This window comes from Chryseobacterium sp., from assembly GCF_022869225.1.
Taxonomy (GTDB): Bacteria; Bacteroidota; Bacteroidia; order Flavobacteriales; family Weeksellaceae; genus Chryseobacterium.
Genome location: NZ_JALIHL010000001.1, coordinates 1,433,292 through 1,448,906 on the forward strand (window position 1 = coordinate 1,433,292; position 15,615 = coordinate 1,448,906).

Annotated in this window: 9 protein-coding genes and 2 pseudogenes; 4 read left to right on the forward strand and 7 right to left on the reverse strand. The window is 38.7% G+C overall.

What is annotated here, in order from left to right:
- Positions 1–228: 228 nt before the first annotated feature.
- The 3 genes and pseudogenes from yidC to MUW56_RS06660 form a co-directional block, all read right to left on the reverse strand.
- Entirely contained in the window at positions 229–2,028 is a 1,800-nt protein-coding gene (gene yidC / locus MUW56_RS06650; RefSeq protein WP_292012459.1) for a membrane protein insertase YidC, read from the reverse strand.
- 179 nt (positions 2,029–2,207) lie between these two features.
- Positions 2,208–3,816 (reverse strand): annotated as a pseudogene (locus MUW56_RS06655) (CTP synthase).
- Positions 3,817–4,032: 216 nt separating this feature from the next.
- Positions 4,033–4,602, reverse strand: coding sequence for a YceI family protein (locus MUW56_RS06660; RefSeq protein ID WP_292012460.1), 570 nt, complete (start codon positions 4,600–4,602; stop codon positions 4,033–4,035).
- 139 nt (positions 4,603–4,741) lie between these two features.
- Here MUW56_RS06660 and radA point away from each other — a divergent pair.
- Together radA and MUW56_RS06670 are read left to right on the forward strand one after the other, a co-directional pair.
- A pseudogene (radA, locus tag MUW56_RS06665) lies at positions 4,742–6,090 on the forward strand (DNA repair protein RadA).
- A 145-nt stretch (positions 6,091–6,235) separates the two neighbouring features.
- Positions 6,236–6,829, forward strand: coding sequence for an ACP phosphodiesterase (locus MUW56_RS06670; protein ID WP_292012461.1), 594 nt, complete (start codon positions 6,236–6,238; stop codon positions 6,827–6,829).
- 62 nt (positions 6,830–6,891) lie between these two features.
- Here the strand turns inward: MUW56_RS06670 and MUW56_RS06675 are convergent, their stop codons facing one another.
- A complete protein-coding gene (locus tag MUW56_RS06675) occupies positions 6,892–7,407 on the reverse strand; it encodes a DUF6702 family protein (RefSeq protein ID WP_292012462.1) in 516 nt (171 codons plus the stop codon).
- An 82-nt stretch (positions 7,408–7,489) separates the two neighbouring features.
- Complete coding sequence (locus MUW56_RS06680) at positions 7,490–10,732, reverse strand: S8/S53 family peptidase (RefSeq protein WP_292012463.1); 3,243 nt, start codon at positions 10,730–10,732, stop codon at positions 7,490–7,492.
- A gap of 151 nt (positions 10,733–10,883) precedes the next feature.
- On the opposite strand from MUW56_RS06680, the gene MUW56_RS06685 reads away from it, so the two are divergent.
- Positions 10,884–11,462, forward strand: a complete 579-nt coding sequence (locus MUW56_RS06685) for a HupE/UreJ family protein (RefSeq protein ID WP_292012464.1) — start codon at positions 10,884–10,886, stop codon at positions 11,460–11,462.
- A 67-nt stretch (positions 11,463–11,529) separates the two neighbouring features.
- Entirely contained in the window at positions 11,530–13,914 is a 2,385-nt protein-coding gene (locus MUW56_RS06690; RefSeq protein WP_292012465.1) for a M1 family metallopeptidase, read from the forward strand.
- Between the two features lie 34 nt (positions 13,915–13,948).
- On the opposite strand, the gene MUW56_RS06695 is transcribed toward MUW56_RS06690, so the two are convergent.
- Together MUW56_RS06695 and MUW56_RS06700 are read right to left on the reverse strand one after the other, a co-directional pair.
- The gene (locus MUW56_RS06695) at positions 13,949–14,644 is read right to left on the reverse strand and encodes a LytTR family DNA-binding domain-containing protein (protein ID WP_292012466.1); all 696 of its coding nucleotides are present in this window, start codon (positions 14,642–14,644) and stop codon (positions 13,949–13,951) included.
- Entirely contained in the window at positions 14,637–15,605 is a 969-nt protein-coding gene (locus MUW56_RS06700; RefSeq protein ID WP_292012467.1) for a sensor histidine kinase, read from the reverse strand. Before MUW56_RS06700 ends, MUW56_RS06695 begins: the two co-directional genes overlap by 8 nt.
- Positions 15,606–15,615 lie beyond the last annotated feature (10 nt).

A 15,615-nucleotide genomic window follows, 5' to 3' on the forward strand; every position in this document is an offset into this window, starting at 1 on the left:
GTCAGGGATCCCAAAAATTTTCATAGTAGAAAAAACGAGCAATCAAGGTCCCTTTATCAATTTCTAAAATGTATTATAAATAAAAACTGTTCTAAGATGTTCAGTCTTTTGATGCAAAACTTGATGCTCACCTGCGGACGCATTGATAGAATAATCACTCATGGTTAAAACGGAAAAGAGGCTATCTCACTGTTGAGATAGCCTCTTTTGTATTATCTATAGATCAGATTATTTCTTTCTGTTTTTTTGTTGCTCCTGAACTTTTTGTTGTTCCTGAGCTTTCTCCATCATCTCTCTCATTCTCTTCTGGAACTTACCTTCAGATTTTGGCTTTTCCTTATTGGCCTGAATCTGAGCATGAATTTTCTTCTCATCCAGGATCACATATTTAATGACAAGAATAATCAAAATATTGATCGCATTGGAGACAAAATAATACCATGAAAGACCGGATGCAGAAGTATTCAGGAAGAATAGGAATGTAATTGGGAAAATATACATTAATACTTTCATGTTGGGCATTCCTTCCTGTTGAGGCTGCTGCATATTTCCTGAAGTCATTACTGTATAAATCAGGATAACAACGGTACATGCCAATGCAAAAATACTTAAATGATCTCCTAAGAAAGGAATTTTAAATGGCAACTTGATCAAATCATCATATGCTGTCAGGTCTTTGGCAAACCAGAATCCTTTCCCCCTCAAATCAATAAAGTTCGGGAAGAAACGGAATAAGGCGTAGAAAATCGGGATCTGAACCAGTGCCGGTAAACATCCTGCCATCTGATTTACACCAGCTTTCCTGTACACTTCCATGGTAGCCTGCTGCTTTTTCATAGGATCGGCATCTTTCAGCTTCGCATTTACCTCATCAATTTCCGGACGGATCACTTTCATCATTGCACTCAATTTATGCTGCTTGTACATAATGGGTGACAGGATCAATTTTACAATGATGGTCATCAGGAAGATTACCCAGCCTGCAGTTAATCCCCATTCTGCAATAATATTATACATCGGCATAAAGAACCCACGGTTCATCCATCCGATAAAAGACCACCCTAAAGGTAAAATCTCATCAAAGTTTTTATCATATGATTTCAATAACGGTAAATCCAATGGCATAAAATACCATTTGAAGTCCTGGTTCAATTCACTTCCGGTCATCTGAACAAAACCTTCATAGTTGAATTTTTTCAGATATTCCCCTTCTTCCACCGTCTCCTGATTCCCTTTACTTTGGGTAAAACCATTTTTAGCTTCAATCACTGAAGAAAAGAACTGCTGCTTTACCCCGATCCAGTTCAGGGTTTCCTTTTCCTCATCCATTGTGGTTCTTCCATCATAATCATAATCCTTATAATTATTGAATGCATAAGAGAATTCTGAGTGAGACTGTTCCTGAGCTCTCCCTTTTTCTAAGTTTCTCACATTATAATTCCAGATAAAATCGGCTTTATTATCTGAAGTGATTGTAGAAAGTCCCTGTGTTCTTACTTTAAAATCAAGGGTATATTTTGGAAGTAATGTATAAATAAACTGAATAACAGCACCATTGTAATTAGCCGTTAGTGTCACCGCATTTCCATTTACGGCAGGAGCAAAGACTAAATCCTTGGTATTGATTACTTTTCCTGTTTTATCTTTAAATTGGAAACCGTAGTTTGAATTATTTTTGTTGATCAGATAAAGCGGAAGATCAGCCTGATCTGTTTTATGGTCATATGCTTTATATTCTGAAAGCTGTACCTTGGAAACCTGCCCTCCTAAACTTGAAAATTCAATATTCAATTCTTTGTTTGACAGACTCGCCGTTTGAATGGCATTAGGAGTTACATTTGGATTGATATTGTTTGCCTGAGTTTGCTTTACGGGATTTTTCACCTGTTCAGTTTTCTGCTGCTGAGCTTTTAACTGCTCTTCTTTCACCTGTTTGTTCTGGAAGTAGAACATAAAGCCAAAGAGAACCAGGCATAAAACCGCGAAACTAATCATTTGCTTCTTATCGATTCCGTTGTTTTGTTGCATTTTATTTTATATTAAAATTTTAAACTTAGGATGTACATTTACAGGTACATAATTTTGAGCTGACAAAAATACTGTTTTTTTATCAAAACTCTATGCTTTACCACGTTACTATATAATAAACTCAAGCTGAGAATAATCAGCCTGAGTTTACAGTAAGACGTTTATGATAAAAAATTACCTTATTTCTTTTCGCAAGCTTTGATGAAAGCTCTGAATAAAGGATGCGGTGTAGCTACCGTACTCTTATATTCCGGGTGGTACTGTACCCCTACATAGAATGGATGATCAGGAAGTTCAAGAGCTTCTACCAATCCTGTTTCCGGGTTTGTACCTGTAGCAAGGAAGCCGTTCTTTTCAAATTCCTGAAGATAATCACTATTGAATTCATAACGGTGGCGGTGTCTTTCAGAAATATTTTTACTTCCATAGATTTCGGATAGTTTAGAGCCGCTTTTCAAAGTACATTTCCAGGCGCCAAGACGCATCGTTCCTCCTTTATCGACTACATTTTTCTGTTCTTCCATCAGTGAAATCACAGGATCCGGAGTCGCGGTATCAAATTCCATCGAGTTTGCTTTAGGATGTCCCAGAACATTTCTTGCAAATTCAATGGTCATGATCTGCATTCCTAAACAGATTCCCAGCATTGGAATTTTATTTTCTCTGGCGTATTTTGCCGTAAGCACCTTCCCTTCGATTCCCCGGTCTCCGAAGCCCGGAGCCACAAGAATTCCGTTCACCCCTTTCAGGAGTATCCTTAATATTTTCTTCTGTAATATCCCCGCTGTATACCCATCTTACCTTTACTTCAGTTTCAAGGTCAGCCCCGGCATGTTTGAATGCTTCTGCAATAGAAATGTATGAATCCTGAAGAGAAACATATTTTCCAACTAATGCAATTTCAACGGTTTTCTTAGGGTTCTGGAATTTTTTAAGGAAACTCTTCCAGTCTTTAAGATCAGCTGTTTTATCACTTTTCAGATCCAGTTCTTTCAATACTACATCATCAAAGTTCTGTTTCTGAAGATACATCGGAACTTCATAGATCGTTTCCAAATCTTTACATTCAATAACGTTGTCTAAAGGAACGTTGCAGAATTGTGCCAGTTTTGCTCTCTGATCTTTAGGAATTTTGTGCTCTGTTCTGCAAACCAGCACATCAGCCATAATTCCGCTTTCCATCAATTGGCGTACAGAATGTTGAGATGGCTTTGTTTTTAATTCTCCGCTTGAAGCCAGGTAAGGCAATAATGTCAGGTGGATCACCATAGAATTGCGCTCTCCCAGTTCCCACTTCAGCTGGCGAACAGTTTCAATGTAAGGTAAAGACTCAATATCCCCTACAGTACCACCAATTTCAGTAATGATGATATCGTAGTTCTGTTTTGAAAGGATTTTAATTCTACGTTTGATTTCGTTAGTAATATGAGGAATTACCTGAACTGTTTTTCCCAAGAAATCTCCTTTTCTTTCTTTTTCAATTACAGTCTGGTAGATTTTTCCTGTAGTAACGTTGTTGTTTTGGGATGTAGGAGCATCAAGATAACGCTCATAGTGACCTAAATCCAGATCCGTCTCCGCACCATCTTCAGTCACATAACACTCTCCGTGTTCATAAGGATTCAATGTTCCCGGGTCGATATTGATATAAGGATCAAGTTTTTGGATCGTTACGTTAAAACCGCGTGATTTTAGCAATAGTCCCAGAGAAGCAGAAACGATTCCTTTTCCCAAAGATGAAGTTACACCTCCTGTCACAAAGATGTATTTTGTATTCTTTTTACTCATTAGATTAGGTTTGTGCAAAGTTATGGGAAAAAGAAATACAAAGCAATTTTTTACATTTTGAAAATAAGAAAACACTCTTCAAACAAGTATAAAACCTGATTAAATTTTATTTATATCCAGTAAAACGTCTGTTGAAAGCATACCTTCTGTGTTGTCATGAAAACAAAAAAGGTTTCCAGCTCCCCGGAAACCTTTTTCAATGATATTGTATAAAGATTATTGTTTTACCAATTCAAAGTAGGCCGCGATTTCAACATCCTTCGCGATACCTGTTCCTGTTGGATCATATTTAATATCATAATCCAGACGGTTGATGGTAAATTTTGCCTGTATTCCCATTATCTCTTTTCCTTCTTTATTCTTTGTCACCCCGCCAAATGTTACCGGCACACTGATTTCTTTTTTCACCTCTTTAATCGTAAGTCTCCCGTTCAACGTATAAGAACCATTTTTATCTTTTGAAATAGAGGTTCCGTCTAATGTTATGGCAGGAAATTTACCCGCAGCCAGGAAATCATCGCTTTTAAGATGCTTATCTCTCATTTCCACTCCTGTATTGATGGATTCTGAATCTACCGCCATATCAAATTTCGCATTTTCTAAACTGGCACCTTTTGCCATTATGGTTCCCCGAAACTTATCGAATCGGCCCTGTACAAAATTGATTCCCATATGTTTAATGGTAAAGTTCACAGAAGAATGCATGGGATCTACAGACCACGTGTTCTGTGCAAAACTTGCCATACTGAATAATACGAAGACGAAGGATAAAAATATTTTTTTCATTGTAATTATATTTTACATTAATATTTTAATTTAACAAAGCTAATATATGAAAGATATTTCTGACATCGATCCCTATTAATTTTAATATTTAATCCATGAAAGTCTCTTGATAAAAATGCATTTTTTATAACTTCGCAGTATGGCAAAACTGAAAACAGCATATTTCTGTCAAAACTGCGGCACCCAATATTCACAGTGGATGGGGCAGTGCAAAAATTGTGGGCAATGGAATACTTTAGTGGAAGAGGTCGTTGAAAAAACATCTCACAAAACGCCTCCCTTTTCTAAATCCAAGCAACATGTCATCAATATTGTTGAAGTGGAAACAAGCGAAGAACCCAGAATAAAAACGCCTTCAGAGGAACTGAACCGGGTACTGGGAGGAGGTATTGTTTTAGGATCTGTCACCTTGATTGGCGGAGAGCCGGGGATTGGTAAATCAACCCTGCTGCTTCAGCTGGCCTTAAAAATGAAGAAAAAATCTTCTACGTTTCCGGTGAAGAAAGTGCTTCGCAGATCAAAATGAGAGCAGACAGGCTTACTGATATCCAGAACCCCAACTGTTTCCTCTTTACCGAAACATCGCTGGAAAAAATACTTCATGAAGCGAAAAAACTGGAACCGGATTTCGTGATCATTGATTCTATTCAGACCCTTCAGTCCCAGCTGATCGAAAGTTCACCGGGAACCGTTTCCCAGATCAGGGAATGTTCCAATGAAATTATTAAATATGCAAAGGAGAACAGTGTTCCTGTATTTTTAGTCGGACATATCACCAAAGACGGTCAGATTGCGGGTCCAAAAGTACTGGAACACATGGTAGATGTAGTTTTGAATTTTGATGGAGACAGGAATCATCTTTTCAGACTGCTGAGAGCTAATAAAAACCGTTTTGGATCTACTTCTGAAATCGGAATTTATGAAATGATTTCCCAGGGGTTAAAGGAAATCAAAAACCCTTCGGAAATTCTTATCACCAAAAAATTTGAAGAGCTTTCCGGGAACTCCGTTGCGGTGACCCTGGAAGGAAACCGGCCAATGTTACTGGAAATCCAGGCCTTGGTGAGTACTGCGGTGTACGGAACTCCGCAAAGAAGTTCTACAGGCTTTGATTCCAAAAGATTAAACATGCTGCTGGCTGTTCTGGAAAAAAGGGCAGGATTCCAATTGGGAGCAAAAGACGTTTTTTTAAATATTACCGGAGGGATTAAAACTGATGATCCGGCCTTAGACCTTGCGGTAATCGCATCCGTTCTTTCATCCAATGAAGATATTGCCATTTCCGAACACTATTGCTTTGCCGGAGAGATCGGATTAAGTGGAGAGATCCGTCCGGTTGCCCAAATTGAACAAAGAATTACCGAAGCTGAAAAACTGGGTTACGAAAAGATATTTGTTTCCAATCTTAACAAAATTCCAAAAAGAAAATTCGGGATCAAGATTGAAGAAGTGAGTAAAATTGAAGATTTTCATGAAAGACTTTTTTAGATTGGTGAATGATGAGTTATAAAGCTGGTTTTTACTATTATGAATAGGGAATGCTGCTGCACAGGCCCACCGTCAACAATAAGGCTATTGAAGATATTGATAAGGAACCGGAATAACTATCACTTTTAATTCATACCTTTAAAATATGAATTACCTGGCCCATTCTTTTCTAAGTTTTACTGACGGACAAGTCGTTGGTCAATTTCTTGAAGATTTTATACGGAATAAAGACCGTTTTTCATTTCCTAAAGATATTCAGGATGGGATTACGCTGCACAGGGCTGTTGATACCTTTACAGATTCCCACCCTGCTATTCATGAAGCCAAAAAAGTATTTTCTCCTTTGGTAAGGCTCTATGCCGGAGCTTTTGTAGACGTTGCTATGGATTATTTTGTAGCGCATGATCTTTCGCTGCACTCCTTAGCAGAATGGAAAGCCCATTCATTACGGGTCTACAGAATATTGAATGAGCACGAAAAGTGGCTTCCGGGGAATTTCAAGAAAATGCTGGTAAAAATGGAACAGGATGACTGGCTCTACAATTATCGTGAAGACTGGGGCATTAAATTCAGCATTCAAAATGTTCTTAATAAAGCGAAATATCTGGATAAAGACATTCCTGTTTTTGAAGCTTTTTTAAAAAATAAAAGCTTTCTTCAGCAATGCTATGATGATTTCTTTCCTGATCTGATGGCTCATGCCAGAGGAATCAATACCCTCCTTCAGATGGAAGGCTAATATAAAAAAAACAGCTGCATTCCGTTGTAGCTGCTCTTATTTTTATCTTTTACCATGAGCCTTTAAAACTGTTTGTATAAGTACCGGTTGGGATAGGAAAGCTTTTCACTTTTCCTTTGTCCATCCACTATAATATGAACAATATTCATCTGATCATCAAAAAGGTTATACAGAAAGCTTACCGCAGCTTCTACCTTTTTAGGGCTCCCCAGCGCTTCTGATTCCAGGAAAACATTTACCGACTCATGATCTTCTTCATATCCCACATAGTTTATTTTTAAAAATTGATTGTCGGCTTTCAGTTTAAAATATTCCTGACAGTATTTCTGCAACGCTTCGTTGAGTTTCGCTTTATATTGATGATCGTTAAAATGAAAAGGAGATCCATATTTTTTACTTAATCCATTTTCCAGATCATCCAGGAAAAACCTTCCGGTCACTTCAAACGTCTTTGATTTTGAGTTATAATTGATTTCCACAGATCCTACATGATAAGGATGTACCTCTTCTGCTCTCGCAAAACTCTGAAAGATCACGGTTAGCGACAGAAAAAAAACATATAAAAATTTACCCGGCATTCCTCTATTTTTTATGACAAATATAAAAAAAGCAGCAGTTATAAAAACTGCTGCTCCCTATTATTATCTGATTGATGACAATTTAGTCTTTAATAACTTTCTTAGTAATCGTTGTATGGTCATTCAATATAACAGTAAACATATAAACTCCTTTCACGAATGCCGAGACATCAATTTTGTTTGAGTTTGTATTAACAGTGGCGGTCTTAATCAGTTTTCCTGATGCATCATGAATAGTCACCGTTCCTTTAGAATATTTTCCTAATATAACATTTACAACATCCTTAGCAGGGTTTGGCGTGATATTAACTTCAGCATTAAGTGTAATATCAGCTGTTCCCAATGCTGAATTTGTTCTGACAAAATATCCGCCAAAACCGGAGGCCTGGAAGCTTACTTCCCAATATTGGTAAGTGTCATTCCATACGATATCAGCAATATTCGGAGTGATAATCGTTGCTGCACTTCCAAAAGAAGCTACAGTACCCGTATTTCCAGCACTTGTTCCTGAATATTTTTCAATAATAAAGTTGGCCTTATTAGCAACATCCGTAGGGGAAGTCGGCAATTTTGTACTGTTGGTTGCGTTATAGGCATCAAAATCTGCCTGCTTAAAATATAAGGTCACCTTCCCTGTTGCGGTGGCAGCATCGGTTGCCGGATTGATTTCAAATCTTCTTGAAACATAGTTTGGCTGTGCGTTATCTACCCATACTTTTGAAGTTACGTTTCCTGTAACTGTACTTGCGGGTTCTTTTTCAAGTCTTGCGATCAGCTGACATGCATTTGTAAAATAATTGTATCCTGCTGTCACTGCATTGGATTTAGTTTGATTGGCTGTTGCCAGATTCTTCACCTCCGCTACATTTTCATAAATAGTCGCTCTCATTTTAAGATCGAAAGTTCTTGCTGTCCAGGTTGTGCCGTCCGTTGAAGTTTTACTTCGACCGCTTACTGCAATAGATTCATTTTTTATCGCAATTCTTCCGGCAAGGCCGTTGATCACGATATAAAAGTCCTTTCCTGTGACCATCTGAATATTTAAGCTGGACAGATCCACATAATTCCAGGTAAATCTCTGGGTATTATTCAGCCATGATGAAATGGTTTTCGCAGCAATAATATCACCGGGATCTCCGTTTGCATTTACTTTTCTTATCTGGATATCCACTGCCAGGTCCCCGGGAAGTGTACCGGATCCCGTTGCAAATGAGAATCCGCCTAATTTCCCTGTCAATGTAGGGGTGTACCGAACGGCCAATGCCGTATTATCAAAATTACTGTTGGCACTGTTACTTTCTGTATTGACAACAACAAAAGGTTCATCATACGTTACTATTTCAAAATTAGAAGGTACACACCCCAACTCAGAAGTAACGGCTTTATAAATATCTAATTTTCCATATCCCCATCTTGCATTTGGAATAGTATTTCCCGTAGCACCGTCTTTTCTGGCATTAGTAGTAAGACGGGATTTCACCTGAGCTGCAGTCAGTGCCGGATTAGCCTGAAGCAACAGGCCTACCGCTCCGGCCACCCCCGGTGAAGACATACTTGTTCCCTGATTTTTTACATAATAATCCGTTCCAGCAATGATATCAGTAGTTCCGGGAGCGGAATTACCGGATCTTGCAGAAATCACATTTTGTCCTGAGGCTGCAATATCCGGTTTCTGAAACCCATCTACCCTTGGTCCCTGCGCACTAAATGAAGAAATTAATTCCTGCGGGGTGGTCGTCAGATAACCTCCTACAGAGGAATACCAGCTTCCTCTTCCCAGATAAGAAGCCACTGTAATGGCATTAGATGCATTTCCAGGAGACCCTACAATATATTCATTATCTCCGTTTTGTAAAGTAGTAGCCACACCCTGGGTATACAGCCAGCCATGCGTATTGATCTGCTGTGTTCCGTTGTTTGTAATTTCCAGCGTATAAGTTCCCTGACAGTTTGCTGTCGATCCGGAAACTCTGCTAACGACTAATTGAACATAACGTTTATTGTTATCGGATCCCCAATAATTATACATTGTAGCTGTAAAGCCGCCGCCTAATATACTGTGAGCCGTATTAGTACTTACATTCTGGGTATACTGCTGGCCATCCGGAGCTGTCAGCTTTGCTGTAACTTCGGTATTGTCATTGGCATACATCAGAAACCCGAATATAGAAGCGGCAGAAGTGTTACTTCCTACGGTAAAGGTATAGGACTGTGCCGCACCCGGCTCTATATTAACCGCTCTATGAAGATTCGCCCCGTAATCATTTCCTGCGGAGATGACTACAACTCTTCCAGGAGCTGCTGTTGTAAAGGTATTAATGGCCACTTCATGAGAAGACGTTCCGTCATGGGCACTTGCCTGCCCTCCGATACTCATGTTTACCACAATAGGTTTATTTAATGCGGTAGCCACATTTTGGAAATATGTTAACGCATTAATTGTATTGGTGGTAGGGAAAGAACCGTTTCCTCCTTTTACAAAAACTATATCTGCATCCGAGGAGAATCCTTTATGCCGTTTGTCAGCGAAGGCAGAACCGTTTCCTGCCGCAGTACCCGCCACATGCGTACCGTGTCCATTGGTATCATTTTCCCGGACAAAACCTGTAGGTGTTCCATCCAGTTCATCTTCAATCTGGGCTCTTGTATACTCCACTCCTGTGGAAAACCCTGCAGGAGGTGCTTCACTCCCCTGTGCTGTTAAAGTTTGGTCCCAAATAGAAACAATTCTACTTTTGGTCTGGTCACTGGCTTTTCTAAAATCAGGATGTTTCCAGTCTATTCCGGTATCATAAACCCCTACCAAAACTCCTGTTCCGTTATAAGCTGTATTATTGAAAGCACCATCCTGTAAAAGACTGGCCCCAGACTGTGCTCTGCTCACATCATTATGAAGCTCATCAAATGCAGGCGCCATTACAGAAGTTACATAAGGAAGTCCCGTCAGCTTTTCAATGTCTTCAAGGCTAACCAATGCAGTAGAAAAAGCAGGAAGCTGGCTCTGTACTAAAAATCCGTCAGATTTCAGTTTTTCGGGATCTTTAGTATAGATAATACAGGAATACATGGTTTTGGCCCCTTTAGAAGTCACCACCAAATGCTGATCCAGTTTCATATCGGCACGTTCCAATTCTTTGATCGTAATTCCTTTTGCCAGGTTTTCTTTATTCCTTAACAAAATATCAAAACGGGAATCTAATTTTTGTACCTGCCCATAAAAACCGTACGAGTACAATCCCAAAAAAGCAACTGTAGCATTTCTAAGAAACTTCGTCCCTCCATACGAAATGTTTACTTTTGCAAAGAGTAATTTTTTAATATCCATTGCTATTCATTTAATAGTACAATTATACAATTTTTATCTCAAACACCGTTAATGCATAATATTAATAAGTAAAATAAATGATATTGATTAAAATAATCAAAATTTAATTCAATTTAACATAATAATCAAAATTCAATACCCTATCATTAATATGCAGGATTTTTTATTCTATTTAAACCTTGGCTGGGAACACATTATTTCCCTGGATGCTTTAGATCATCAGTTATTTGTTCTGGCATTGATTGCTGTCTATTCTTACAGCGACTGGAAAAAAATTCTGATCCTTGTAACCGCCTTTACCATAGGACATTCTATAACATTAGCCTTAAGTATTATGGATGTCTTCAGAGTTCCAAGCGATTGGGTTGAGTTTTTAATTCCCCTGACCATTGTTTTAACTTCACTGGATAATATCATCATGAAAAATCAAAAACAGACCCTGATGCGGGCCAATTATTATCTTGCGCTTATTTTCGGGCTCATTCACGGGATGGGTTTTGCCAATACCGCCAGGGTAATGATCGCCAAAAGTCAAGGGCTTGCTGTTCCGCTTCTGGGATTCAATATCGGGCTGGAACTGGGACAGATCGTCATTGTTTTTGCCATTTTGATCACGCTGTTTATTTTACTCAGTATTTTCAAGGTCAATAAGAAAGACTGGATCTTATTTGTCTCTTCGGGAGTTTTTGCGTTATCCTTAAAAATGACTTTGGAAAGAATTCCTTTTTAAATTTGAAATATTTTTATTATTTCAATGGCTTATTACTATCTTTGATCACTATTAAATCATTTCGGTTATGAAACTAAAAGTTGTTATACTTTCACTTTCTGTATTTGCATATACAGGTTTCACCGCACAAAATATTCAGAATAATCCAGGCAGCAACCACGGAAATAAATTCGAGCAGCTTGGCACTATTCTTCCTACCCCCAACATTTACAGAACCGCTTCAGGAGCTCCGGGACACGGATACTGGCAGAACAGGGCGGATTACAACATTACCGCTTACCTGGACGAAGACAAAAGAAATCTGAAAGGGTCTGAGACGGTGACTTACTACAACAATTCTCCTGATGAGCTGGATTATATCTGGCTTCAGCTGGATGAAAACGAACAGTCAACTGTTAAAAATGCAGGCTATGACACCTCATCAGTCCTCCGTCCGTCAACCAATGAGCATGAGCTTAAGGTAACGGAACTTCCTGTAAAAGATAACGGATATGGAGTAAACCTTGAAAAAGTAACGGATGCTTCCGGCAATCCTTTACCTTATACGGTCAACAAAACCATGATGCGTATTGATCTTCCGAAGGCACTGAAAAAAGGTGAGAAGCTTACCTTCAAAGTAGAATGGAACTACAATATTCCCAACAGGATCAAAATGGGCGGCCGTGGAGGCTATGAAAATTTCCCTGAAGACGGAAATGACCTGTATACGATGACCCAATGGTATCCGAGAATGTGTGTCTATAGTGATTTCCAGGGCTGGCAGAATCATCAGTTCACAGGAAGAGGTGAATTTGCTTTGGTTTTCGGAGATTTTAAAGTTTCCATGAATGTACCTGCCGACCATGTTGTAGGAGGAACAGGGGAATGTAAAAACTATGATCAGGTGCTGACCGCTGATCAGTTATCAAGATACAGAAAAGCTGAAAATGCAGCCGAACCGATAGAAATCGTGACGCTGGATGAAGCTAAGAAAGCAGAGAAAAACCACTCTAAACAAAGAAAAACATGGATTTTTGAAGCCAATAATGTAAGAGATTTTGCATGGACTTCTTCCAGAAAGTTTGTGTGGGACGGAATGCGTGTCACAATTCCTGAAAACAATAATAAAGTAATGGCCATGAGTTTTTATCCTAAAGAAGCTTACGGTCTTTACAGAAAGTTTTCCACAAGAGCAGTAGCCCACACGATTAAAACCTATTCAGAATTTACCATCCCATATCCATACCCTGTTGCACAGTCTGTAGAAGCTGCCAACGGAATGGAATATCCTATGATCTGTTTCAATTTCGGAAGAACTGAAAAAGACGGAACGTATTCTGAAGGCACTAAAAACGGAATGATTGGAGTAATTATCCACGAAGTAGGACACAACTTCTTCCCTATGATCATCAATTCGGATGAAAGACAATGGGCCTGGATGGATGAAGGGCTGAATACATTTACCGAATATCTTACCGAAGAAAAATGGGACAATAAATTCCCGTCCAAAAGAGGACCGGCCTGGACGATCGTAGACTATATGAAACTTCCAAAGGATCAGCTGGAACCCATCATGAGTAATTCTGAAAACATCATTCAATACGGACCCAATGCCTATTCAAAACCGGCTACCGGATTAAATATTCTTCGTGAAACCATCATGGGAAGGGAACTTTTTGATAAAGCCTATAAAACCTATGCCAAAAGATGGGCATTCAAACATCCTGAACCTGCAGATTTCTTCCGTACCATGGAGGATGCGAGCGGTGAAGACCTCGACTGGTTCTGGAGAGGCTGGTTCTACGGAACAGATCCTGTAGATATTGCCATTGACAAGGTAACGGTGGCTACTCCTAACCTGGAAACATCTCCCAAGGCAGCGGAAGAAAAAAAATATCAGGTTGATAAGCCCTTAGTGAACAGCTTTGAAGATATTTCAAAGATCAGAAACAGGGAAGATAAGAAGATTACCTTCTATGCTGATAAAGATAAAGAGGTCCAGGATTTCTATTACAGATATGACAGGGGACAGGAAAAAGCAGATCCTAACAAAGAATATACTGTAAAGACCGAGGCTACTCTTCCATTGGACGCTAAGGACAAAGACAGGTTTAAAAATATAACTGTATACCAGATAGATTTTGTGAACAAAGGCGGACTGGTAATGCCTATTATTCTTGAATTTACCTTTGAAGACGGCTCAAAATTATATGACAAGTCATCTGCACAGATCTGGAGACTTAATGAACAGAAAGTTTCAAAGACCTATTATTTTGAAAAGAAACTGAAATCGATCCAGCTTGATCCGATGAGAGAAACGGCAGATATTGACACTTCAAATAATTTCTGGAGCAACAGTGCCGGCACTGAAATTTCAAAATTCCAACTGTTTAAACAGAAACAGGAAGGAGGAGCAGTGAGAGGAGGCTCCACCGGAAAGGTAAATCCGATGCAGGCAGCAGGAAAAAAATAAAAGCAAAAAGAGGCTATTTCAGCCTCTTTTTTATTTAACTTAAATATTCTTTTACCAGTTTTTTATAGGTTCTTCCTAATGGAAGCTGCTCGCCTCCTATCAGATACACATTGTTTGAATCATAAGACTTGATATGGGCCGATAATACGATATAGGATTTATGAATCCTGATAAACCTGAAATTCTGAAACTTTTCCTCAAAATTAGACATCCTTTCAAGAATCATATATTTTTTCAGCGGCGTGATCAGTACGATATATTCCCCAAACCCCTGTATCCATAGAATATCCTTCAGCAAGACTTTATTCATGACATAATTAGATTTAAACATAATATAGTCCTCCTGATGATTCTGGGCTGAGTTTTTAAAGTGCAGAAAATCCTTAGCTTTCTGGATCGCTTTCTTAAAAGTATCGAAATCTACAGGTTTTACAAGGTAATGCACAACATCAAGTTCAAATGCTTTTACGGCATATTTTGATTCTAAAGTAAGAAAAATGCAAAGAGGTTTGTACGGAAGCTGCTGTAAAAGTTCCACGCCATTTATTCCGGGCATATTGATATCAAAAATAACAAGATCCACTTTATTTTCTTTCAGGAATTCCAGCGCTTTCTCCGGATTCTGAAATGACGCCACCAGATCAGCATCTCCGATCTGGTCACAATAATGCCTGACAAGCTGCAATGCAGGATATTCATCATCTACATTTACTATCGTCAAATTAGCCATTTACATTCATTTTTAAAGCAATTTTATACTGATCATTCTCTTCCGGACCTAAAAGGAATTCAAACTTATCCCCATAATATTTTTCTAATATATGAATAACCGCATCATTTCCCAATCCGTGGTAACCCGTTTCAACAGAACGTATTCTGTGCTTCGGTACGGAATTGACAATGCCAAAAAATAATTCCGAATGCTCTATTCTGCACGATATCGTAATAAAACTGCTCTTCTCCTCTCCTATCGCCGAATGTTTCAGTGCATTCTCAAATAAAGTAAGAAATATCGATGGCGGAACTTCTACAATATCAAATTCTTCCTGATCTTTAACGTCAAATACGATATCAAGCTGGTTATCATATTTCAGCTGATATAAAGCGGCAAGAGCTTTCAGGGAAGAAAATTCCTGATTAACACTGATCTTTTCTTTCCCACTGTCATAGATAATATATTGCAAAAGCTTACTGAGCTGTAAAATAGAATCGGGAGTATTCTCTGAACGGGTAAAACTGTTGGCATATATATTATTGAGTGTATTCAACAAAAAATGAGGATTCAGCTTGGATTTCAGCAGATCGAGATACAGCTGCTCCTTTTCTTCTCCAAGATCAATCACATCCTGCTCTATTAAAAATTTATCCTTAGTAATTCCTAAAAATGAGGCCACCAGGATCACTATTCCCTGGGAGATATAGACATTATAGAGAAAACCAACATGATATCCCTCTTTACTGAAATTCATCATAAAGACCGCCGGCTCCCAAAGAATTCTGAAAAGGCTGGAGATCAAAAAAACAATCAAAGCATACAGAATAAACTCCGGATACTTATTGGACAAATAAAAATAAGGGACAAGGTAATAATACACCAGATAATAGATCCCGACATTCAAAAGTACATTCAAAATAATACTCCAAATCAGTTCAGGCGGGTTGAGGAAGTAGTTTTCGGTAAAATAAGTCATCAAAATGAAG

Bases quoted from the DNA above. Each gene is read 5' to 3' on its own strand.
- MUW56_RS06690 (WP_292012465.1), top strand. From the start codon at position 11,530: ATGAAACTAAAAGTTGTTATACTTTCACTTTCTGTATTTGCATATACA.
- MUW56_RS06675 (WP_292012462.1), bottom strand. From the start codon at position 7,407: ATGCCGGGTAAATTTTTATATGTTTTTTTTCTGTCGCTAACCGTGATC.
- MUW56_RS06660 (WP_292012460.1), bottom strand. From the start codon at position 4,602: ATGAAAAAAATATTTTTATCCTTCGTCTTCGTATTATTCAGTATGGCA.
- MUW56_RS06685 (WP_292012464.1), top strand. From the start codon at position 10,884: ATGCAGGATTTTTTATTCTATTTAAACCTTGGCTGGGAACACATTATT.
- yidC (WP_292012459.1), bottom strand. From the start codon at position 2,028: ATGCAACAAAACAACGGAATCGATAAGAAGCAAATGATTAGTTTCGCG.
- MUW56_RS06670 (WP_292012461.1), top strand. From the start codon at position 6,236: ATGAATTACCTGGCCCATTCTTTTCTAAGTTTTACTGACGGACAAGTC.
- MUW56_RS06700 (WP_292012467.1), bottom strand. From the start codon at position 15,605: ATGACTTATTTTACCGAAAACTACTTCCTCAACCCGCCTGAACTGATT.
- MUW56_RS06695 (WP_292012466.1), bottom strand. From the start codon at position 14,644: ATGGCTAATTTGACGATAGTAAATGTAGATGATGAATATCCTGCATTG.
- MUW56_RS06680 (WP_292012463.1), bottom strand. From the start codon at position 10,732: ATGGATATTAAAAAATTACTCTTTGCAAAAGTAAACATTTCGTATGGA.